The following is a 21,811-nucleotide window of genomic DNA, read 5'->3' as shown; positions in this document are numbered from 1 at the left end:
TTAGTTATGCAGCATGTAGGTTTCGTATTCGAGCTTGGCGAATTTGCGGTCCAGCGTCAGCACGGCGGCCACCACCAGAATCAGCAGCGCCAGCGCGAAGCCGTAGCCATAGGCATTGGGACTCATCTGCAACGTAAGCCACGTCAGCGCGCCGTTGAGGACCACAAACGCGACGCACAGTTTCAACACCGTACGCCGCGCATCCAGATAGAAGAACACGTTCAGGAGACCCAGCAGCACCACCTGCAGGCTGGCCGAAATCACGTCGATGGTCAAGAGCGGCATATACAGCGGCGAGATATGCAGCGCCTGCAGCACGTTCTGTCCGAAAGCGAAAATCAGCAGCAGCACCACCGCCTGAATCTTGATGATCTCATACAGCCCGGCGCGCACGCTGCCCACCATCATGTCGCGCATGTCGTTGATGTGGCGCAGCGTCGCGCCGCTGCGCACGGCGTCGTAGAAGGCGTCGTAGTACTCGACGAAATCCGCCTCGATGCGCACCAGAAACGTCGCCATGCCGGGCATCACGCACACATAGGCGATAAACACCGGGATATCGTAGATCACCGAAGCGTGCAGCGGCCCGATGACCGGCGCGCCGGTGCCGGGCGCGTACCAGAACATGAACTTGTCGAGCCACACGCCGAGATTGAAAAACAGCCCCACCAGCGCGAGCGTCGGATAGGCGAAACGCTTGTCGAACACCTCGAAGGAAATCAGCCGGCCGCTGCGATAGTTGCGGTAGATCAGTCCGGACAGCCCGCCCAGCAACACCAGATGCCCCGCCACGAAGCCGCCCAGCAGTCCGGCCAACCCATGGCGGTTGAGCATCAGCGCGAACGCCACGGTGCAGCCGTAGCCGATCAGAAACACAAACAGGATCTGCCGGTACTGCTTGACGCTGGACAGGAAGATCACGGCGATCCAGATATTGCTGACCACCACGAAACCCGCCACCATGAGCACGCGATACGCCAAAGGCTCGCTCCTGAAGCCCAGCAGCATCGCCACCACGCCGACCAGTCCCGCGGCAATCGTGCTGACCAGTACGACGCCGTTGTAGTTCGACAGCACCAGATCGTCGCGCTTTTCGAACAGCCGGTCGGAGATGAAGCGCGTGAACGACAGTTGCAGCGGCCCGGTCAGGATCAGGCTCAGCGAGATCAGATAGGTGACCGACACCTGAAACTGCACGATCGCGTACTTGGGTATGACGAACGCGAGGCTCATCACGCCAATGATCAGGATACCGAAGATCGACAGGATCAGCGGCCCCGAGCTGATCAGGCCGGCATATGCGTAAGCCCGGGCGACGCCGAACAGCGTCTCGTGCTTGAGGATCTTGCGCAGTTCGAAACCAATCCCGGCCATTAGCGTGTCTCCCCGCTTTGAGCGGCGCGCGTCCCGCCCGGCGCGCCGTGATGCACCGGGCAGCCGCCGGCCGCAGCGCCGTGCTTGCGACGCTCGACGTCGGGCGTGGCTGCGAGCTGGTCATACAGGGTCCGGTAGCTGCCGGTCATCTGCGCCTTCGTATAGTAGCGGCGTACCCGCGCGAGCCCGGCCTGCTGCGCCGACTGCCAGCGCGCATCGTCGTTCAGCAGCGCCACCACGGCCTGCGCGAAAGCGGCCGGATTGGCGATCTGCACGACCGCGCCCGCGCTGCCCAGCGCGCGGTCCTCGTCGCTCAGGCCTTCGATCATCTGCCGACACGCGCCCACATCCGTCGTAATGGACGGAATGCCGGCCGCGAAGCCCTCCAGCACGACGAGCGGCAGCGCCTCGCTGATCGAGGTCAGCGCAATCACGTCGATCTTCGGCAGCACCGCGTCGATGCGCTGAAAGCCGAGGAACTTCACGTTATCGGCGAGCCCGAGGCTTTCCACCAGCGCGCGGCACTCGAGCGCGTAGGCCGGATCTTCTTCCTCCGGTCCGATGATCCAGCCTTCGATGTCGGGCATGCTGCGCGACGCCACAAACATGGCGCGGATAAACGTCTTGATGTCCTTGATCGGCACCACCCGGCCAATTAGCGCCACCACCCGGTGACGCCCCGCGCCCCGTTGCTCGACGAGCGGCGCGAGACCCTCCACGTCGACGCCGTTCGGAATGCTGCGGGTGCGCTCGGCGGCGGCGCCGTCGGCGACCTGGCGCAGGCGGTTGGTCTCGTACAGGGCCACGATCTCGTCGGCGGCGTCATACGCAAGCTTGCCGATCGCTTCGAAAAAGCGTACCCAGAGCTCGCGGAAATAGCTGATCTGCGAAATGTCGCGCTCGAACGCGCCGCGGTTGTCGTGGATCCACTGGCTTTGCAGCAGGTCGATCTTGCGTTCCTTGGTGTAGATGCCGTGCTCGGAAATCAGCAGCGGGCGCCCCGTGCGGTAGTGCAGCAGCGCACCCAGAAAACCCGCATACCCCGTCGACACCGTGTGATAGACGCGCGCCGGGATCAGTTTTTCAGCGACGTTCGCCAACTGCCACAGCGGCTTGTGCATGATGCGCACGGTCCAGAAGTAGTCGGTAAACGATGGGTCGGTACAGTACTTTTCGTACTGCTCGACAATGAAATTCCACGATTGACGACTAGCGAGAAACTGCGCCTCGTTGAGCGTGCCGTGCTCGCCGAGCGTCGGCACCATCTCGGCCATCAGCGCGCCGACATCCGCGCCGCGCACGTCGCGCAACGCGGCATGCAGTTCCGCCGACTTCGCAAACGCCGCCACGTCGCCTTCGATCTCGCGCGGCCGACGTGCATCGGCCTGCGCGGCCTCGTACAGGTAATGCGTCTCGAAGTGCACGACGTTGTCGGGCAGCGCATAGGCCGCGCCGTGATAGTCCTGCTCGCGGCTGCCGATAAAGACGATCGCAAAGCGGGTCTGCGGATAAGCCCGCAGCATTTCGTTGACCCAGCTCGACACCCCGCCGCGCACAAACGGGAAGGTGCCTTCCAGCAGCAGGCAGACATCGGCATCGGCGGCGCGCCGCATCAGGGACTCTTTCATGATGACCAGTAAGTCACAGTGGGTTTGAGCGTCGGCAGCGCCGCGGCATTGCCGAGCGTCGCGAGCCATTGGCCGGTTTGAGCGTAGTCGCCGCGCAGGAACGCCACTTCGGCGAGCCACGGAATCAGCCGTTCGCGCGGGAAACCCAGTTCAAGGGCGCGTTCCATATACTGCCCCGCTTCATCGGGGCGGCCTTCGGCCAGCGCGAGGCGGCCGCGGATCAGCCACAACGCCGCGTCTTTCTCGTCGATTGCGAGCGCGGCGCGTGCGTAGCGGTCGGCCTGCTCGAGCGTATGGCGATACACCGCGCCCTGCACGAGGTTCTGATACACCAGTTCGAAATACAGCTCGGCGAGGCGCCGGTTGATCGCATGGCGCTCGCTGTCGTCCTTGGCCTGCTCCAACGCCTTGCCGGTCGTGAAGATCTTTTGCATGATCTCGTTCTCGGCCTGGTCGAGCGTGCCATAGGCGATCAGGCGCACGTCCTCGATCGGATCGGCCAGCAGGTCGCGCAACAGCGTGCCCGTGGTGCGAGTCGGCATGCTCTGGATCGCGACGAGTGCGGTGAGCCGGTCGGTGGACGATACCTGCGTATTGATCAGACGCGCCTGCAAACGCGCTCCGCCGCCGTGCGAGACCCGCGAGACCAGGTAGGTGACGAACTCGGGACGCGGCACGTCGGCCAGTTGATCGCTTTCCCGTGTGCCTGGAAACCACGCGGCCCAGAGACAGCTCGTCAGCAGAACGAAGCCTGCGCCCAGCGGCACGAAGGTGCACAGCACCCACAGCAGCAGGAGCGTCCAGAAGCGCGGCTCGCGGTAACGGGTCGGCAGCATCCAGCGCAGCAGCAGCGCCTGCACGAATGCGACCAGCGCCTGGGCGACAATGCCGGCCAGCAGCGGATCGATGCCGGCCGGAGCATGCAGGAATCCCTGGTACGCGAGCGCCTCCACCAGCACATAGCCGGCGAACAGCAGCACGTTGACGAGGGCAGACATGAGCTTAGACATCGAGGCCGCTTCGCTTCAGTAGACGCTGCAGCGCCGGGCCCGGCTCCATGTCGCCCAGATGCAGCGTATGCACGCCGACGCGCGCGCTTTCCAGATCCAGGTTGAACTGCGCCGAGAGGCTGGTCTCGATGCGGGCCAGGTAACCGTCGATGCCGGTCGTGTCGGTGGCCGGCATCAGATTCACCAGCACCGACTGCGACGCCGTTTGCACCGGCCACATCAGGTCGAGCGCGCGGCGGCGGCGGATCACGTGTTCGAACAGCGAGTCGCCCGCTTCGTCGCGCGGGAACGCCAGCGCCACCATCGACGACGCGATGCCGGCCTCGCGCTGCAAACGCGTGAGACGGCCGAGGTCGAGCGCGAAGTCGTACGGGCAGCCTGGCACCGCGGCGAGGATGCCCTGCACGAGGCTCGCATGCTCCACGCCGTCCGCGTAGTAGCCGAGCAGCACCAGCAGCAGTTGCAGGTTGTCGAAGTTCAGCGACAGGAACGGCATGCGCTTGATCACCAGCATCGCCAGCAACTGGCCGTCGGCGCTCACCAGCGGCGCGCACACCAGGTACTGCGACTGGGCCGCGGGAATGTCCTCGCTCTTCAGGTGCGCGACGCTCATCGTGCCGATGGCATGGGTGACGAGGATGTCGTCGGGCGCCAACTCGAAGTCGTCGCCGACGCGCGCCGCGGCCTCGCTGCCAACCCGGCCGTTGCGCACCGGAAAGAGCGCCGCGACTTCGATCTGGCACACCTGCGCGACGAACTCCAGCAGGCCATGTGCCCCCGGCAAGGCGCGCAACGGCGCGGCAATGGCTGCCTGCGTCGTATCCGCCGCGCCGCTCCCCTCTTCCGTGATGGACAGGCGGCGCAACTCGGTGATCGAATCGCGCAGCGTGGTCGGCTTCGACAGCAGGTCCTTCTCGAGCCGCTCGTGCGACAGGCGCATCAGATAGTGGCTGTTGGTGATCGCCACCAGCCGGTCGTTCAGGTAACCGTTGATGGTCGAGGCACGCGCGGCGCGATGGCCCCAGGTGTCGCCGAAGTGACCGGCGATCACCGTCTGCAGCAAGCCGCCGACGAACACCATCACCGGCCAGGCATCGCTCGCGGGATACAGCAGTTTCCACGCCGCCAGCAGCAGCGCGCCGGCCAGCAGGCCGGGCAAGGTGCCGTAGCGCAGCGCCACGATCAACGGCGCGAACCACAGCCACGGGAAGCCCGCATGCAACAGCAAGGGATCCTGATGATTGAACGACCAGCTCACGCCGACGACGATAGCAATGAACACGACCGTCTCGACAACCGCAAACGGCCGCGTGACGGCCGGCAGCACGAAACGACGCACGCGCCCCAGGTTGCCGAACGGATTGGAGGTGCGCGTCTTCGAGGCGGCTGAAGCGGATTGCGTGGCGGCGGTATTCACGGCCGTTTCCTTATGACGTGTCGGAATGCAAATGATCGGCTCTGGGCAGGCAAATGCCTCTGCACCGGAGCCTTCGGCGGGACGATCGCCTGAGCGATCCAGCCCGCGCGCTTAGTGGCTCGCGGCAAGCGGCGCCAGCACATGGCCGATCAGCGAAGTCGCCACGCTCGCCAGGCTCGAACGGCTCCAGCCGCTGCGCGCGCCCGTCGCGCTCCAGACCACGCGGCCCGACTGCACGTCGATCAGTTCGAGTGTGAGACCGACCACCGGTTCGCCGTCGACGCCCGTCTTGTAGCGCCACTCTTCCACCGCCCCTGTCAGGATGTACCTGACCTGCTGCGACTGCGCCCATTCGAGCTTCTGGTCCGCGCCTTCGCTCTGCGCGGTGTCGAACAGCGCGTTGGAACCCGCCTCGGCCGGGGCAAAGCGCACGTCCTTCAGACCGTTGGCGCGCAGCACGCTCGCCGCGATCGCCTCCGCGCTGCGGCCGGCCGACGGCGTTTCCGTGTAGTTCGCAATCGATGCGATCGCAACCGAATCGCCCGCGCCGAGTGTGGGCGCCGCAGTTTGCTTGAGCGTACCGCAGCCCGCAAACAGCAACGACGCCGCCACCGCGGCGACACACCACGACGCCAGACGCATACCGCTCTTGAATCCGTTCATTGAAACCTCTCCTCAAATAACGTCGATATTCGTTCCGGCCGCCCTGCGGTGCGCATGCCGCGCCCGGTCAGCCGCTTGATCCGTTCAGTAGAACCAGCTATAACGCGCGCCGATCACGGTGATGGGCGTCGAGCCGACCTGCGATACGCTTTCATGCTCCAGGTACAACGCGGCATGGTCGCCGCCGAACACACTGCCGGCCACGCCCACGCTGACTTGCGGCCCCCATCCCTGCAACGAGTTGTGCACGATCCCGACATCGAGGAACGGCCGCCAGCGATGCGTGTACTGGTCGAGCAGGTCGTTGCCGAAGCCGAAGAACATGCCGTACTGCGCATAGGTCAGCGGCATGAAGGTAGCGGCGCTGGTCGGGCCCGCACTCGCCGGCGCAAGCCGCGAGATCAGCGCGTCGGCCTCGCCGCTCGCGCCGTATTCGCCGCGAATGCCCACGAGGCGCACGGTGAAGTCCGGATAATCGGTGCGGATCTTGTAGCCGAGCTCGCCCGTCGAGAGCACGCCGCTGCCCAGGTAGTCGCGCGCCTGGCTATAGAAGCGGTCTGCTTCGACCGTACCCGACGCGTAGATATGCGACGTCATGCGCCAGGTGAAGCCGCCGATCAGGTTGTCCTTCATACCGCCCACCAGCAGCGCCTGCGATTCCGTCGCGGTCTGGTCGCGGCCTGCGCTGCCCGTCAGCGTAAACGTCGAATTGCGGCCGAGTTCGCCCGCGACATCGAGCGTATAGAAGCTGTCCAGCCCTTCGCGCCGGCCGCCTGTCACCTGCCAGTCGGTATCCTGGGTCTGGCGGCGCAGGAACAGGTCGAGCGCGCGATCCACGCCGGGCACGTTAACCAGTTGCGTCTGATCGACGGACCACTGATAGCGCTGCGTGCCGGTGACGCCGACCATATAGAGGTCCGCGATCTTCATGGTGCCGGCCAGCGTCTGCTCGACGTAATCGAGCGGATGTTCGACGTAGTTCTCCACCGTGGTGCCGAGGTATTGCGGCCAGCCGAGCGCCGTATCGACGAGACGCGTATGCAGTTCGGTATCTTCCGGCGCGCCGGCAAGACCGATGAACGACAGTTGCTCGGCCTGGCCCGGACGATCGAGTGCGATCGTCGCATCGATGCGGCCGTAAAGCGGCAGACGTGCCCCTTCCTTGTCGACGAGACGCTCCATCGACGCCACGTCGCCCTCGGCGAGCGCCAGCGCAAGTTGCGAATCGGCCGGTTGCGCGAGACGGTTGACGTACTGCTCGGCGAGCCAACGTTTTGCGAGCGGATTCGCTTCGTGCGACAACGCCCACGCCACGGCCACATCCTTCGCCACCGCTGACTTGAGCCGCCCATCGTCCTTCGCCTTGCTGGCCGACACCCGCGGCGCCGGCGGCAAGCCGGGCGCATCCCCGAGCAACGTGCGGCGCGCCGCCGTGGTGTCGTCGCGGCCGCCGTCGTGCTTCAGCAGATCGTCAAGCAGTCCTGTGGACACGTCGGCGTCGGCAAAGATCTCCGCCAGCGACACCCGCCGGCCGCGCAACTGCTCGCGCGCTTCCGCATCCTGCGAGGCGCGCCGCTTGAGCGCTGCCTGCGCGCTAGTGCCGCCGGTCGTCACGGCCCGCTCGTCCTGCTCGATCTGCAGCCAAACCTTGCGGCGGATCGACCATGCGAGGTCCGGGCGCCCCGCCATCTCCTGGGCGTCCGCCAGCGTCAGCAGCCAGAGCGGATCGCGCGACATCAGCGCGGCCTGCAAACGCAGATACTGCAGGGCGGCGACCGGCTGGTTCAGACGCAGCCCGGCAGCAGCGAACGGCCCCCAAAGCAGGCTGTTTTGCGCCGCATCGTCGCGCCAGCGCACCAGCACCTTGCGCAACTCGGCGTCGCTGCCGTAGTCGACCAGGGTCCAGAGCAGCGCCGCGCGGACTTCCGGGGTCGCGTCGGGCAGATCCACCGCGCGCTCCAGATCGTGCAGCGCGTCGAGCGGCCGGTCGGTCTGCCGGTAGTATTCGGCGCGCACGCCAAGGAAGCTGGCCGACTTCTCGGCGGCGGCGCGCTGCTCGGGCGTGAGGCTATCGAGCAAGGCGGCGATGCGGTCCATCGCCTGGGCGTCGGTGTAGTAATAGAGGGCTTCCTGCAGGGCGCGCGGCGTGTGGTCGCGTTGATACTGCAGCTCCGCGGTGCGGCCCGCATCGAGCGGATACGCGTCGTAGAAGTAGGTCATCGCGCTCAGGTCTTCGGGCGCCTCGGCGCCGCTCGCGAGCAGATGCTTGTACGCGTTGTTCGCCACCGTGTCCTGTTGCATGAGGCGCGCGAGCTGCGCGTCGTTGCGCCAGAACAGCACGTCGTCGTCGCGTGCGCCGGCACGCGCCGACTCGAGCGCCGCCAGCGCCTCGGCATACTTGCCCTGGCGATACAGGATGCTTGCCGCGTGCAGCGCGTACGCGGTATTGCCGGGTTCGCTCGTGTGCAGGTTGCGCCAGATCGCGAGGGCCTGTTCGTCATGGCCGGCACGCTCGGCCAGAATCGCCATGCGCTCGTCGATTGCGTGACTGCCCGCGGTGCGCGCATGCGCCTGCAAAAACGCGAGGCCGTCGTCCGGGCGGCCAAGCCGCTCATAGGTGGCAATCACCGAGTCGACCAGTTTCAGGTCCGCCGGCGCCGCGTTCGATGCATGCACCAGCGCGGCCAGATAGGCGGAGTCGTCGTTGAGCATCGGCGCTAAACGCAGCACGTTGGCCCAGCCGGCCGGATCGTTCGACGCCTGCGCATAGCCAAGCCACGATTGCAGCGCGAGCGGCGCGGCGCGGTTCCACTCGGCCACCTGCGCGAGGCGCTTGAGCCAGAGCGCCGAATGCGGGTCTCTGGCGACCTGCGCGGCCGCGACCTTCTGCGCGTTGTCGAGATCGTTCGATTCGAGAAACGATTGATAGACGAGGCCGGCGACGTCGACGTCGGTTGCTGCAGCCGTGGACGCTGAGGTTGCCGCAGATGCGGAGGCGGAGGCAGATGCGGAGGCAACCGCTTCAGCACTAGCCGCCGCCTTCAACACCCGCACCGGCGCCCAGTCACGCATACTGTTGCTCCCTTGCGGGCCATCCATATACGCATAAGCCGCCGGCGCGTTTTTATGCGCACGCCCTGCCCTCACCGCCAGCATCGCGAGTTCGAACCCGCCATGCGGCTCGTCGGGCCGCACGTTCGTGTTTGAGTTCGTGTACTTGACCAGTGCCTTCGCATAACGGTCAACCAGATCCGGCCGCTGCGCCGCCCGCGCCAGATTGAGCAGCACGATCAAGGTATCGCGATCGTCGGCGAGTGTGCCGACATGCTCGTCGGCGGCCTTCAGCGCCTCGTCGAGCAGATTGCCCGACTGCAGCGCACGGATGCCGGCGATGAAGCAACGGCGCTGTTCGTCGCGCGTCGTCGCATCGGCCTGCTGGCGGAACCATGCATCGGCCGCGCGGCGATACTGGCCGACCCACAGGCCGTACTTCGCCACCTCGGCGTTCCAGCGCTGGCGGCCATGCGGATCCTGAACAGCAAGGCGCGTGTACAACTGCACCGCGAGTTCCGGCGCGTCGATGGCCGCTGCACGCGCCGCGAGAATCTCGAGCTCGCCGTTGTCCCATGTGAGACCGGCGACGGCGGCAAACTGCTCGCGCAGTTTCGCCAGCGCCACCGCGCGGCGCGGATCGTTCGCGGGAATCGCAAACGCCTGCTGCTCCGCTACCGTCAGGCGCAGCATGACGGCCGCGCGATGCAGCGCGTCCGTATGCTGCTCGTCCATGCGCTGCGCGATGCGTTCGGCGTCGTCGCCGCGGCCAAGTTGGGCGTACTGCGTGCCCAGCGTGGTAAGCAGTTCGACGTTGTCAGGCTGCACGCGCAACCATGCCTCCAGATAGGCCGCGCTCAGATCGCTCGGCTCGGCCGCCGCCGTCATCCGTTCGCGCAACCCGCCATGCGGATACGTCGCATAGAACGTCAGCACGACTACGGCCGCCAGCAGCAGCACGAGCCACGTGGAAGCGATGCGCGGGCGGCTAGCGAGCACAGGCCACCTCGACGCGTTGATAGGCGACTTGCGTGGCGGCCACACCGGCGGTGTCGAAGCGCAGCAGCGCACCGTCGCGCCGTGTGGGAACCGGTTTGCCGTCGACGCTCACGCTGCAGCTCTGGGCATTCGCCAGCGAAACAAACGGCTGATAATAGCCGCCGAACTCGAAGCTCAGGCCGCCTGCGGTGGGGTGAAAGTTGCGCACGAAACCATTCGCCTCGGCGATGTACGGCACGTTACGCGCCGCAGCGTTCGTAGCATTCCCGCCATTCGCGCCGAAGGCAAACCGCGCGGCGCCGCCGTCGATATGGATATACGTCCCGTCCGGACCCGCCGAGAAACCGGTGACACCCGAGGCTCCCTCAAGCGTCGGCGTAGTGGTATTGGGCCAATGCAGCTCGCGCACTTCGCCGTTACCGCGCACCAGCCAGCCGTCGCGGCTGCCCACCTGACGCGCCACCGCAAACGAGCGCCAGTCGAGCACCTTGCGGATGTAATCGGTGACATGCACCGGCAATACCGGTTGCGCCAGCACAGTCGAGAAGATCTGATCCAGCGCACGCAGCGACGCCACCTTGGTGCCGCTGTACATGTGGTAGTAAATATCGATCGGCTTGAAGCGGCGCGGCCGGTCGGTCATGTCGAAGGTTTCGAGCACCCGCGTGAAGCCGTAGAACGGCCCTTGCCAGTCGTTCGTATAAACGTTCTCGTCCTGGTTCGGCGCGTACACCTGATACGCGCCCGGCCCCTTGTCGACGCCGATCGGCGCGATGTTGGTCCAGCTCGGCGCCGACTTCGTGATGACGGTGTCGCCACCGTTGAAGTTGTAGACGCCTGCTTCGTAAACCTTACGGACGACGATCCCCGGCGGCTGGCAATCGCCCGACCACTGCAGCACGACGGTCCGCTTGCCGGCAGGTGCGAGGCGCGAGTTGATGTAGTCGATCGAGCCGCTCACCTCGCGGTCGATATTGAACTTGTAGCCCGGAATATTCAGCGAGAACGCCGCATCGCCGCCGCCGCGGTCCACCTTCGCGCCGGTGCTGCTGTCCACGTCTTCCCACTGGAACGGATGCGAGTAGGTATGCGTGCCGATCTCCACATACGGCAGCGCAAACATCTTGCGGGCGATCTCTTCGAGACGCGGCGAGATCTTCGGATACAGCCCCGCCGGCCCCACTTCGCCTTCGATGACCGAAAGCGTCATCGGGATCTTGTAGCGCGTGAAAATCTGCTCGTACAGCGCTTCGCCCGAATAGTCGGGGCCGGGGAATTCGGCCCGCGAGGCGAAGCCGTCGCCGTCGACGTGCGTCATCAGCAAACGCCGGCCGTTTTCGGTAGTCACGCTCGGCGACGGCATGGCTTGCAGACGCAACGCCGCGGTGAGGAACTTGAGCGGCTCGATGGCCCAGCGTTCCTGGCCGATGCTGTCGAGCGAAACTGAGGTGTACGGATTAAGCGCATAGCCGCCCCACGGGGTCAGCGCGACCGGATCGATCAGCGCGCCGTTAGCCGAGAGGCGCAGCAGCGAGTGGCTCTTGACCCCGACGCGCACGCCCAGCAGATCGCGCGGATCGGGGCGTGGATCGATTTCGAAGCCGACCATCGGATCACGGGCAATCACATTGACCGGCGCGGCCATGGTGCCGGGCACGGCCTGCAGATCGAGTGCATCGCCGATCGCGCCGGTCGCATCGAAACCGAACTGGCCGAGGAACACCACCGGCACATGATCGACAATGCGCGCGGCGACCCAGCGTTGCCACGCCTGCGGGTCGGGCAGCGCATTGCCCTGCAGCCACGCCACCACACCCGCATAGCGGTCCGGCGTGATGCCGGTGGGCAAGGGCTTCGAGAAGTCGACGTATTCGACGTCGTAACCGAGGTAATTGAGCGGCGTGGCGAGATCGCGCACGCCGACGCTCAGATCGAGCGGCTCTTTGATATCGCGGTCCTGCACGACCAGAATCTTGCGCGGCAGGACTTCGATCGCCCCCACGCCGACAATATCGCGAGCCACGCTCGTCACATACGGCACCACGCCGTTCGCCATCACCTGCGCCGCCGTCGTGCGGGCGCATTCGCGATCGGTGCGCGGGCAGTATTCGAGCGAGACCACCGGCACGCCGGTCTGCTGCATGAAGCTGCGCGCCGCGGCGAGGCGGCTCGCGCGCAGCGCGTCCGGTACGTCGGCGGGCAGCGTGGCGGTGTCGTTGAGACCGCGCACGAGCGAGTCGCTCACCACCGCATACAGCGCTTTCGCATGTGGCAGTGCCGCCTGCAGCGCATCGGCGCCGGCAACCACGAGGCGTGCATCGGGATGCGCCGCGCGAATCGCCTCGGCGGCCGCAATCGCCGCCGGCGTGTCGAGCAGGAAGCCGCGGTAACCGTGCTGCCACAGCGGCCCGAAACTTTGCGCGACAGCCTCCGGCGTTGCGCCTGAGTCGGCCGGATGCGTGCGGGCAAGCCATACGGTATGCGGCAAGGGATGCGCGGCCGGATCGAAGCCACGCGCGGGATCGACCACCACGGCATCGAACGCTTGCAGCAGTTCGACCGGCGGATTCGCGCCGTAGAAGAACGCCAGATTCGGCTGCGCCGGACGGCCGGCCGCGCCCGTGGGTGCATCGCCGGCGTGCGCGGCCTGCCACGGCGCAAGGCTCGCCGCCAGCACCAGCAGCGCCATGAGCGCCGTCAGCACGACCGGCACGGCCGCGCGCCCACGCACCGCACGCGACGCCCGCGTGCGGATAGCCAGTGGCGTTATCGAATCTCGTGGCGTTTTGGCCGGGCCCAATATCCGGGTAATCCCCCATGCCAAACACTCGATAATCGCGCGCCCGTTAATCTGCTTAATGAGCGGCGCCACCCCCGGGGCCTCCACTCGAACGCCGAATACCGGCGCAATCCTCGTTAGCATCTGATTTCTTATGATCGCTTTGGATGTTTTATTGGCAACCGGCGATGCACGGCCCATCCAGCCAGGCCAAATTTACCGATTCGATTCAAAAATTCTGCCGTTAATGACCGACAGCATTCCAGATACGGAAAAAGCAAATGGCCGGATTCACGCTGTTGCAAACAGGATGGATCAAGGTGCGCGAGACACAGGCCGAAACGATGATTCGGCGCGCATTCTAGCGCGTCCTCCGCACAAGAAAAGCGGTATTTTTGCAACACGTTGCCTCCCAACACGAGTCAGATCAACGAGTTATCAGCCATTTACGAGATGAAGCGGGACAAATCAGGCAGCGCAAACGTTTTACATCCGTCAAATTTGAAGCTATGCGCGTTTCATATTTAACTATCTTTGACATTTGAAACCGAGTGTACGGTAACGCACAGTGGTTCGATTTAATTGATGACGGGGATCTGGCGCAAACGTTATCCCATGACTTCGCAAAGCGCAAATCATTCCTTTATGACCGGAATATCCAGCCGGGAATGGCGGACTTCTCTGCGCTTTTTCCGCACGCTTTTCGGCCCGCTTTCCAACCCCATATCCACCTCATTCCCGCTTCACTGCACCGTCATTCGAAAATTGCCAATTGGCGCTATTGCACGGACCACTCCCCGTGCCGCGTCTTTTTAAGCGGAGAGGCCCCGGCGCCGCAGCGAATCCCCAACAATCCGCCGCAATATTCGCCGCGGCCGCCGGCCGGCAGCGCCCAAACCCCGAACCTGTCGCTAGAATGCGCGATGGACAAACGCGACCCTACACTTCGACGCCGCTTCAGCCGGCCTTCTCCGGCCATCTCACCATTCCAGTCAAGCCTCGCATGAAGAGCAGCATCATGAGTCTGGCGGTCACCCGCCAACATCGCGTAGCGGCGTACGCCGTGGCGGGCTTCATTCTGTGCGTGGTGCTGGCGACCCTGCCGGTCGCCGGCGTCGCCGAGCCGCATATCGCGGCCTTCCTGCCCCTGTTCGCGATGGCCGTGTTCACCACCGAGGGCCTCACCGCCTATCTGCTGTGGACGCAATTCATGATCACCCGTGGGCCCTTCCTCGCGGCACTGGCGGGTGCGTATGCGTACACCTCGGTCACCGTGGCGATCCAGTTGCTGGTGTTTCCCGGCGTGTTTTCGCCGACCGGCCTGCTCGGCACCGGCGCGCAAGGCGCCGTGTGGATCTGGGCGTTCTGGCATTGCGGTTCGCCGTTGCTGATCTTCGCCGCCCTGCTGGTGCGCCGCCGCTTTCCTGCGCCGCTGCCGCGTGCGCAGACGCGCCTCGCCGGCCTCGTGCTGGTGGGCGGCCCGGTTTGCCTGTCGGTGGCCCTTTGCTCGCTCGCCATTCGCGGGGAAGCGTGGCTGCCGAAGCTGATCGACGGGCACGCCTATCAGCGGCTGGCGCATAGTCCGTCGGGCATCGGCATCGCCATCGTCGGCGCCGCTACGCTGCTCTATCTGATTGTCACGACGCGGCTGCGCAGCCTGCTCGAACTGTGGCTCGCCGTCGCGCTCTTCGCCGGACTCGGCGACGTGCTGGTGACGCTGGTGGCGAACGCCCGCTACAGCATGGGCTGGTATGTGGCGCGGCTCGAATCGGTGCTGGCTTCGAGCACGGTGCTGGGCGTGCTGATCTGGGAGATCAGTCATCTGTACCGCGAGCTGCACGCGGCCAATGCGCGCCTGAGCGAATATGTCTCGCGCGACGGCCTGACCGGTATCTTCAACCGGCGCTACTTCGAGGAGCGCTACCCCGCCGCGCTGGCCGAGGCCAACGCGGAGCGCCGCGCGCTGTCGATCCTGATGGTGGACATCGATCACTTCAAACGCTTTAACGACACGCTCGGCCATCTGCGCGGCGACGAGTGCCTCGTTGCGGTGGCCGGCGCCTTGCAGGCGAGTCTGCGGCGCAGCGCCGATTTTGTGGCGCGCTTCGGTGGCGAAGAGTTCGTCGTCGTGCTGCCGGACTGCGAGCGCGAGATGGCCGCTCGCCTCGCCGAGAACCTGCATGCGGCGGTCGCGCGCCTCGCCGTCGCGGCGCCCTTCACCGAGGCCGGCTGTGTGAGCGTCTCGATCGGGGTCGCCACCGCTCGCCCCGACGAGCCGATCCAGGCCGCCGAACTGCTCGCCCACGCCGACGCCGCGCTATATCGCGCCAAGGAAGCTGGGCGCAACCGCGTCGCGGCATGGCAAGGCGTGCCGCTCACGCTGCGCTCAGTGCACGCTCATTAGCGGCACGGCGGCAGGTCGAGATTGAAGGGACGGCGCACCTTGTGGCTCTTCGTCGTTTGCTTTACTCCGAGACCGTCACGCTCTTGATCTCGAAGCGACGCTCCCCATCGTTACGCACTCCGGTCATGAGGGTAATACCGTAGTCGGGCAACCAGACGGACTTGATGGACCAACCGGCGCCGTGTTCTGCGACGTGCGTACAGGTCACGTCGACCGCGTCGCCCTTCAGGGTTGGAAAAATCGACGCGGCAGGCTGCGTCTTTCCCATCAGACAGCGCGCGCTCTGAACACCGTCGTCGGACGGTTGCGCAACCGGAAACTCGACCTGCTCACCCTCGGCGGGTACCCGGCTGCCGAGGGCGACTGTCGAGCTGTCCAGCACTTGTGCCACCGGCGCCCAATCCGTGCCGAACCCTACCCTCTGCTTGCGCAAGGCAACCAGACCGTAGTTCGTGGTGAAGTAGGCCGGCCCCTCGACTGTCTGGCCCGAATCGGCGAGCCGCTCGGCCACCTCGGCCACCACGCCGTTATCGTGCAGGTTGGCGTAGACATAGCGGCACGGATGCGGACTGCCCGGCTTCTTCGTATCGACCCAGTTGCCTTCAACGGTCAGACGCCTGAACGGCAGGGGCCGCGACCCGTCTGCGGGAAGGCGCTCATGCAAGGAGGCAGGCAACGCACGGTCGTCGAACATGTCCGCGAGGTACGGATAGGGGTCGTCGAGCACACCACGCGTAATCGCTCCGTACGAGCGGCCATCCCCGTTCGTGCCGGGAAGGAGCGCCCAGGACGCACGGGTTCGCAACGGTTCGGGCAGATCGACGATCAAACCGGCGAGGAAAGCAACATCCTGCCCGTTGAGCGCGCCGCCTTTGCCATCGAGAGCGGCGATCTTATGGTTCGCCGATGCAGTCTCCGCGATCGTGTCGAAGCGGTTTTCCAGTTCAAGCAACTCGGCCGTGCTGTAGTGCTCGGCAGGATCCATCGTATCGTGCTGCTTCACCATCACATCGAGCAGGTTCTCGAACGCCGCCACGCCCCCGGGCGGCAGAGCATTGAGGAATTTGCCGAAGTCAGCCGCATCGAGCCTGGCGCCGCCGAACACCCCGGCAGGCATGTAGGGCGCGAGAACACTGAAATCCTTCAATACCTGCAGACGTGCGGCTGGCGTAAGCGAGAGCGTCTTGAGATTGAATGCGCTAACACCCGGGCCATTGCGCCGAGTCAAAAGCGCGGACCAGTCCGGATCGCTCATCAGGCCACCCGCCCACACCAGAAGTGACTTGCCGTTCGCGCCATCCGGGTCGATGCCCATGCGGACCAGCAGCAGCCGGATGCGCCCGACAAACGCTGCTGAAGCGGCGCCAGGCGCCGGAGGCTGCGAATCGGACGCTGCCGCTGCGGGCTCGTCGGCATGCATGCCGACTGCGAAGGCCGTCGTGGCAGTCAGCGAAAGTGTGAATGTGAGTACTGCGACAGGTTTGCGAAAGAGCATGAGCCGATGTCCGGATGGGTACTTAACGGATATCGGCGCTCACGCCTGTTTCTTTAGCCGGTTCGGCGGCGGCGAACCGGTCTTCCAGCCGCGCAGCCGGCCTCGTTGGGCACAGGAGTTGCTCTTTCAGGAAACGGCGGCACGCACGCGCTGAACCTGCGTCGACGGAGACACAGGCGCATGCGGCTAACGAAGACCCGCCGTTTCACTCATTCCAGCAATCCTTCGAGGAGGGGCCATGCTTCGCTACGCTGCTATTTTCTTCATCATCGCCATCATCGCCGCGGTGTTCGGCTTCGGTGGCATCGCCGCCGGCGCGGCCGAGATCGCCAAGGTCCTGTTCTTTATCTTTATCGTGATCTTCCTCGTGACCTTGCTGATGGGCGTGGTCAGACGCTGAGCGCCGGCTCGCCTCGTTGCAATAGTTGCTGCCCGCTCTTGCAATAGTTGCGCTGCGGTTGCGCTCCGGCTCACGCGAGGCGAGCCCGCTTCAAGGTGTGACGGCTGCCGGATTCAGTTCGATATGCAGCACCACCAGCCAGCGCCGCGGACAATCGGCCGCGATCCGCGGACCCGGTTGTCCGTCGCGCGCGGCGGCGACAAAGCCCTTCTCTTTCGCAAAGCCGAAAGCGCGGCGCGCATCGGCCTGCAGCCACATCGACACCAGACCGCAGGTCACGAAACCGAACACGGAAATGATCTGCGGCGACAGGCCCGCATCGATCTGCCGCGCAAGCACGGTGAAGGCGGTGGTCAGGATCTGGCTCGCCGCAATCGCAATCAATACGACCTTGAGCATGCCTCGGAACATCATCCCTGGTCTTGGGCGCACCATCGGTTTCTTCAGTCCTTCTACACGTTTGTTTAAGGGGTCGCGCATGGATCGCCGGGCGCTTACGCTGCGCGGGCAATCTGCCGGCGCGGCAGTTCGAGCCGCTGCGACCATGTCGCGAGCGTCCGTGCGGCCACGGCGGGCTTGCTGAGAATCGCGCTGTCGTAGCGTTTGCCGTCAAAGCGCATGAAGTCGACGATGCGGAAGCCATGACCGCGATAGAACGCAATCAGATGGGCAGCGGGTTGCGGGGTGTCGAGGGCGAGTTCCGCGTAGCCGCGCGTGGCGGCCCAGTGGTCGGCGAACGCCAACAGCAAGGTGCCGATGCCGCGTGCCTGCCAGGCCGGTTCGACGCCGAACTGGCGCATGCTGGCAATTTCGCCGTGGCGGTACAGTTCGCAGGGCGAGTCGCGATCCGGCGCATACAGCGTCATCGTGCCGACAATGCGGCCGTCGCACACCGCCACGTAGCAATCGCCACGCGTGGCCCGCGAACGGGTGACGGCGGCGCTCTGGTCGACGCAGGTGCAGTTGAGCCCCATCTCCCCTAACCGCGCAAAGGCCCGGTGCAACATGGTTGTGAGCGCATCGAACGAATCGCGTGCCGGGTCGAAGCGCCGCAGTTCGATGCGGCCGGGACCGCGCCGGACATAATCGATCCGTTTGGGCTGCTGCGTGGCTGCGCGTTTGTTCACCTTGACCATCCAAGTTCATCAGGTTGATCGAAGTTTAGGTTTGGCCGGGGATCGCCCGCAAGAAAAAATCTCGTAAAAACTGCATGCGTGGCAGGCGAAGCGCGTTGCCTAAAGCCCTGCAAGACCGATATTCAATTCCTCGCAGAGGAAGGTTTGCAGGGTCTGCACGGCCGCGGCCTGGGTGCCGGGTAGCGCGGGCGAGGTGGAGGGCGCGGATGCCGCCCGCGTGAACAGCCCGAAGTCGGCCACCGGCGCCGGCGGCAAGCCGTCGCTCTCACCCAGCACGCGCATGGCGTCGTGACGGATATTGCCGTCGAGCAGCACCGACACCCCGAGGCCCGCCTCGACCGCCGACTGCACCGCCGGCAGACTCGTGCTGGTGCAGACGATGCGCCACGTGAGCCCAGCGCGCCGCAGCGCCGTCAGCACCTGCTGCTGCCACAGACAGCCGGCGCCGAACGCGACGATCGACAAGGGTTCATCGGCCGCGCGGCTGAAACCGCGCGCGCCGACCCAGAAGAGCGGCTGGCTCCATGCGATCAACGGCGCCGCATCCACTAGCGCCGGATCGCCCACGACGACATCGAGACTGCCCTCGCCCAGGCGGGCCGACAACGCCTCACTGTTATCGACGACGATCTCCAGCGCGACCTGCGGATACGCGCTCGAAAAGCGCCGCAACGCATGCGGCAGACGCCCGACCGCAATATCCTCGAGCATGCCGAGGCGCACCGTGCCGGACACCTGCTCCGCGCTCAGTGCACGCCGTGCGTCGGCTCCGGCGCCGAGGATCGTATGCGCATACGGCAGCAGCCGATGGCCCGCCTCGGTCAGACGCACGCCGCGCGGCGAGCGGTCCAGCAAACGCTGGCCGACTTCTTCCTCGAGCCGCCGCAACTGCATGCTGACGGCCGCCTGGGTGCGCGCCAACCGCGTGGCCGCGGCACTGACCGCGCCGGTCTCAGCGACCGTCACAAAAGCGCGCAGCAGGCTGCTATCGAGATCTCGCATCATTATTAACGCTCGTGATACCGGCATAAGGAATATCAGCTTATCTTAACGTCGCGAGCATGGTTATGATGGGCGCACTTCTTTCGATGAGCTCGACATGCAGGACAACACTGCGCCTGGCCCCACACCTCGCTCCGCGGATCCGGTTACACCCATTGCCGCCGGCGGCGCGGCGGGACAGGGTTCCACGATCTCCCCTGCCTTGCCCGGGACCGTCCCCCTCGCCGGGGCGTCGTCGAAGCGCGCCGCCGGCGCGGCGGCGTTGCTCGCGCTGCTGTCGATGTCCAGCGTGCAGTTCGGCGCTGCGCTCTCGGCGCCCGCCATGACGGCCTATGGCTCGTTCAGCACCACCTGGCTGCGCCTGTGCTGGGCCGCCGTGGTGCTCGCCGCGATCGTGCGGCCGCCCCTGCGCAGCTACTCGCCGTCAAGGTGGCTGGCCGCCGGCACGCTCGGCGTCGCCATGGCCGGCATGACCCTGTGCTTCTTCGCCGCGATCCAGCGCATTCCGCTGGGTCTCGCGGTTGCGATCGATTTTCTCGGACCGCTCGCGGTCGCCACCTTCGGCGTGCGGCGCATCCGCGCGCTGGTCTGGCCCGCGCTCGCCATCGCGGGTGTGCTGATGCTCGCGCACGATCGCGGCGGCTGGGTCGGCAATCCGCCCGGCGTGCTGCTCGCGCTCGGCGCGGCGCTCGGCTGGGGCAGCTACATCGTATTGATGAAGAAGACCGGCGCCGTCTTCGCGGGCCTCGAAGGGCTTTCCGTGTCGCTGCTTGCCGCGGCCGTAGTGGCCACGCCGTTCGGTCTCGTCGAAAGTGGCGGACATGTCCCGCTCGCGCAGCTTGGCGCCACAGCGGGACTCGCCGTGCTGGTGCCCTTGCTGCCCTATGCGCTGGAGATGATCGCGCTGCGTCATATGCGCGCCTCTTCGTTCGGCATCCTGATGAGCATCGAGCCGGCCATCGGCGCGCTAGCCGGTTTTGTCGTGCTGCGTCAGCCGATGAGCGCGCTGCAACTGGCTGGCACGCTGCTGGTCGTCAGCGCAAGTTTGGGGGTGGTGCTGGCGGGGCCGTGAAGGCCGCGCCGCGGTTCGCGTTGAGGTTCGCGTTGGGGTTGGCTTCGAGCGCAGCGGCATCCGCGCTGTCGCCGCTGCCCGCTCGCAGGCGTCTGCTCCCCAACGCCAGGCGCAACCGCTCGCGATCGAGCTCGTGTTCCCACGCAGCGACCACGATCGCCGCCACGCCGTTGCCGATGATATTGGTCAATGCCCGGCATTCCGACATAAATCGGTCGATGCCGAGAATCAGCACCATCGCCGTCATCGGCACGGTGGGCACCACGGAGAGGCTCGCCGCCAGCGTGATGAAGCCGGCCCCGGTGACGCCCGTCGAGCCCTTCGAGGTCAGCATCGTCACGGCCAGCAAGGTCGCTTCCTGGGTCATGCTCAAGTGCGTATTCGTTGCCTGGGCGAGAAACAGCACCGCCAGCGTCATGTAGAGATTGGTGCCGTCGAGATTGAACGAATAGCCGGTGGGCACGACGAGCCCGACAATCGCCCGCGGGCAGCCGAGCCGCTCGAGCTTTTCCATCAACTGCGGCAGCGCCGCTTCTGAAGTGGACGTGCCCAGCACGATCAGCAGTTCGTCCTTGATGAAGCCGAGAAAACGCCAGATGCTAAAGCCGCATAGACGCGTCACGACGCCAAGCACGCCGATCACGAAGACGAACGCCGTCAGATAGAACGCGCCGATCAGCTTCATCATCGGCAACAGCGAGGCGATGCCGTATCGGCCAATAGTGAACGCCATCGCGCCGAATGCGCCGAGCGGCGCCAGACGGGTGATCAGATGCACGATCCGGAAGAAAGTTTTCGACAGCGCTTCGATCAGCTCGGCCACCGGCTTGCCTGCCTCGCCCAGCAACGCCAACGCCGCGCCGAACAGCATGGCGATCAGCAGCACCGGCAGGATATCGCCCTGCACGAAGGCGCCGACGAAAGTCTCGGGAACGATATGCATCAGGAAACCTGCGACGCCCTCGCCATGCGCCGCCTGGCTCACGTAGCCCGACACCATGCTGCCGTCGAGCGTGGCCGGGTCGACGTTGAAACCTTTGCCGGGCGCGAGCACATGCGCCGCCAGCAGACCGATGAAGAGCGCGAAAGTCGACACCAGTTCGAAATACAGCAGAGCCTTGCCGCCCACCCGGCCGACCTTCTTCATGTCGCGCATGCTGGCAATGCCCGTAACCACGGTGCAGAAGATCACCGGCCCGATGATCATGCGAATCAGCTTGATGAAGATATCGCCGAGCGGCTTCAGCGCGATGGCGTCGGCGGGCGCCAGATGTCCGGCGAGAATGCCGGCGCCGATCGCAACGAGTACCTGCACATAAAGAATCTTGTAGAACGGCTTGCGTTTCATGTCTCCTCCGTTTTTTGGGCAAAGCTGCGCCCT

General features: G+C 65.5%; 15 protein-coding genes. 3 read left to right on the top strand and 12 right to left on the bottom strand.

Going from position 1 to position 21,811, the window contains the following annotated elements:
• The 7 genes from pelG to BUS12_RS18025 form a co-directional block, all read right to left on the bottom strand.
• Positions 1-1,374, bottom strand: coding sequence for an exopolysaccharide Pel transporter PelG (gene pelG, locus BUS12_RS18055; RefSeq protein WP_074297916.1), 1,374 nt, complete (start codon positions 1,372-1,374; stop codon positions 1-3).
• Positions 1,374-3,002 carry a GT4 family glycosyltransferase PelF gene (gene pelF, locus BUS12_RS18050; RefSeq protein WP_074297914.1) on the bottom strand — a complete coding sequence of 543 codons (1,629 nt, stop codon included), beginning with the start codon at positions 3,000-3,002 and terminating at the stop codon, positions 1,374-1,376. The genes pelG and pelF overlap by 1 nt, the downstream gene beginning before the upstream one ends.
• Positions 2,999-4,012, bottom strand: coding sequence for a hypothetical protein (locus BUS12_RS18045; RefSeq protein ID WP_074297912.1), 1,014 nt, complete (start codon positions 4,010-4,012; stop codon positions 2,999-3,001). Before BUS12_RS18045 ends, pelF begins: the two co-directional genes overlap by 4 nt.
• Positions 4,005-5,429 carry a PelD GGDEF domain-containing protein gene (locus BUS12_RS18040; protein ID WP_074297910.1) on the bottom strand — a complete coding sequence of 475 codons (1,425 nt, stop codon included), beginning with the start codon at positions 5,427-5,429 and terminating at the stop codon, positions 4,005-4,007. The genes BUS12_RS18045 and BUS12_RS18040 overlap by 8 nt, the downstream gene beginning before the upstream one ends.
• A 111-nt stretch (positions 5,430-5,540) precedes the next feature.
• Positions 5,541-6,092 carry a penicillin-binding protein activator LpoB gene (locus BUS12_RS18035; RefSeq protein ID WP_074297908.1) on the bottom strand — a complete coding sequence of 184 codons (552 nt, stop codon included), beginning with the start codon at positions 6,090-6,092 and terminating at the stop codon, positions 5,541-5,543.
• 84 nt (positions 6,093-6,176) lie between these two features.
• On the bottom strand, positions 6,177-10,142 hold the full coding sequence (locus BUS12_RS18030; protein WP_074297906.1) for a tetratricopeptide repeat protein: 3,966 nt from the start codon (positions 10,140-10,142) through the stop codon (positions 6,177-6,179).
• Positions 10,132-12,831 (bottom strand): bifunctional glycoside hydrolase/polysaccharide deacetylase family protein, encoded by a 2,700-nt coding sequence (locus BUS12_RS18025; RefSeq protein WP_074301563.1) that lies wholly within the window; start codon positions 12,829-12,831, stop codon positions 10,132-10,134. The genes BUS12_RS18030 and BUS12_RS18025 overlap by 11 nt, the downstream gene beginning before the upstream one ends.
• Before the next feature lie 1,093 nt (positions 12,832-13,924).
• Here BUS12_RS18025 and BUS12_RS18020 point away from each other — a divergent pair.
• The gene (locus tag BUS12_RS18020) at positions 13,925-15,325 is read left to right on the top strand and encodes a sensor domain-containing diguanylate cyclase (RefSeq protein ID WP_074301562.1); all 1,401 of its coding nucleotides are present in this window, start codon (positions 13,925-13,927) and stop codon (positions 15,323-15,325) included.
• A 61-nt stretch (positions 15,326-15,386) separates the two neighbouring features.
• Here BUS12_RS18020 and BUS12_RS18015 read toward each other — a convergent pair whose 3' ends face one another.
• Positions 15,387-16,820: a hypothetical protein gene (locus BUS12_RS18015; RefSeq protein ID WP_074297903.1), complete on the bottom strand. Its 1,434-nt coding sequence runs from the start codon at positions 16,818-16,820 to the stop codon at positions 15,387-15,389.
• A 238-nt stretch (positions 16,821-17,058) separates the two neighbouring features.
• Here BUS12_RS18015 and BUS12_RS18010 point away from each other — a divergent pair, with 238 nt between their 5' ends.
• On the top strand, positions 17,059-17,220 hold the full coding sequence (locus tag BUS12_RS18010; protein ID WP_074265082.1) for a DUF1328 family protein: 162 nt from the start codon (positions 17,059-17,061) through the stop codon (positions 17,218-17,220).
• Positions 17,221-17,310: 90 nt separating this feature from the next.
• Here the strand turns inward: BUS12_RS18010 and BUS12_RS18005 are convergent, their stop codons facing one another.
• From BUS12_RS18005 to BUS12_RS17995, 3 genes are all read right to left on the bottom strand, one after another.
• Complete coding sequence (locus BUS12_RS18005; RefSeq protein WP_253190159.1) at positions 17,311-17,619, bottom strand: hypothetical protein; 309 nt, start codon at positions 17,617-17,619, stop codon at positions 17,311-17,313.
• Between the two features lie 95 nt (positions 17,620-17,714).
• On the bottom strand, positions 17,715-18,356 hold the full coding sequence (locus tag BUS12_RS18000) for a GNAT family N-acetyltransferase (RefSeq protein ID WP_083640506.1): 642 nt from the start codon (positions 18,354-18,356) through the stop codon (positions 17,715-17,717).
• 99 nt (positions 18,357-18,455) lie between these two features.
• Positions 18,456-19,361, bottom strand: a complete 906-nt coding sequence (locus tag BUS12_RS17995) for a LysR substrate-binding domain-containing protein (protein WP_171991677.1) — start codon at positions 19,359-19,361, stop codon at positions 18,456-18,458.
• 94 nt (positions 19,362-19,455) lie between these two features.
• On the opposite strand from BUS12_RS17995, the gene BUS12_RS17990 reads away from it, so the two are divergent.
• Complete coding sequence (locus BUS12_RS17990; RefSeq protein ID WP_083640505.1) at positions 19,456-20,430, top strand: EamA family transporter; 975 nt, start codon at positions 19,456-19,458, stop codon at positions 20,428-20,430.
• On the opposite strand, the gene BUS12_RS17985 is transcribed toward BUS12_RS17990, so the two are convergent.
• Positions 20,393-21,778 (bottom strand): dicarboxylate/amino acid:cation symporter, encoded by a 1,386-nt coding sequence (locus tag BUS12_RS17985; RefSeq protein WP_083640504.1) that lies wholly within the window; start codon positions 21,776-21,778, stop codon positions 20,393-20,395. The two genes, BUS12_RS17990 and BUS12_RS17985, sit on opposite strands and share 38 nt — an antisense overlap.
• Positions 21,779-21,811 lie beyond the last annotated feature (33 nt).

The organism is Paraburkholderia phenazinium (assembly GCF_900142845.1).
In the GTDB taxonomy this organism is placed as follows: Bacteria; Pseudomonadota; Gammaproteobacteria; order Burkholderiales; family Burkholderiaceae; genus Paraburkholderia; species Paraburkholderia phenazinium_A.
This window is presented reverse-complemented; position numbering and strand designations above follow the sequence as displayed.

What these genes read in the sequence shown, in the direction of transcription:
- pelF (WP_074297914.1), bottom strand. Translation starts at nt 3,002, where the DNA reads ATGAAAGAGTCCCTGATGCGGCGCGCCGCCGATGCCGATGTCTGCCTG.
- BUS12_RS18010 (WP_074265082.1), top strand. Translation starts at nt 17,059, where the DNA reads ATGCTTCGCTACGCTGCTATTTTCTTCATCATCGCCATCATCGCCGCG.
- pelG (WP_074297916.1), bottom strand. Translation starts at nt 1,374, where the DNA reads ATGGCCGGGATTGGTTTCGAACTGCGCAAGATCCTCAAGCACGAGACG.
- BUS12_RS18005 (WP_253190159.1), bottom strand. Translation starts at nt 17,619, where the DNA reads ATGCTCAAGGTCGTATTGATTGCGATTGCGGCGAGCCAGATCCTGACC.
- BUS12_RS17985 (WP_083640504.1), bottom strand. Translation starts at nt 21,778, where the DNA reads ATGAAACGCAAGCCGTTCTACAAGATTCTTTATGTGCAGGTACTCGTT.
- BUS12_RS18025 (WP_074301563.1), bottom strand. Translation starts at nt 12,831, where the DNA reads ATGGCGCTGCTGGTGCTGGCGGCGAGCCTTGCGCCGTGGCAGGCCGCG.
- BUS12_RS18020 (WP_074301562.1), top strand. Translation starts at nt 13,925, where the DNA reads ATGAAGAGCAGCATCATGAGTCTGGCGGTCACCCGCCAACATCGCGTA.
- BUS12_RS18045 (WP_074297912.1), bottom strand. Translation starts at nt 4,012, where the DNA reads ATGTCTAAGCTCATGTCTGCCCTCGTCAACGTGCTGCTGTTCGCCGGC.
- BUS12_RS18035 (WP_074297908.1), bottom strand. Translation starts at nt 6,092, where the DNA reads ATGAACGGATTCAAGAGCGGTATGCGTCTGGCGTCGTGGTGTGTCGCC.
- BUS12_RS17995 (WP_171991677.1), bottom strand. Translation starts at nt 19,361, where the DNA reads ATGATGCGAGATCTCGATAGCAGCCTGCTGCGCGCTTTTGTGACGGTC.
- BUS12_RS17990 (WP_083640505.1), top strand. Translation starts at nt 19,456, where the DNA reads ATGCAGGACAACACTGCGCCTGGCCCCACACCTCGCTCCGCGGATCCG.
- BUS12_RS18000 (WP_083640506.1), bottom strand. Translation starts at nt 18,356, where the DNA reads ATGGTCAAGGTGAACAAACGCGCAGCCACGCAGCAGCCCAAACGGATC.
- BUS12_RS18015 (WP_074297903.1), bottom strand. Translation starts at nt 16,820, where the DNA reads ATGCTCTTTCGCAAACCTGTCGCAGTACTCACATTCACACTTTCGCTG.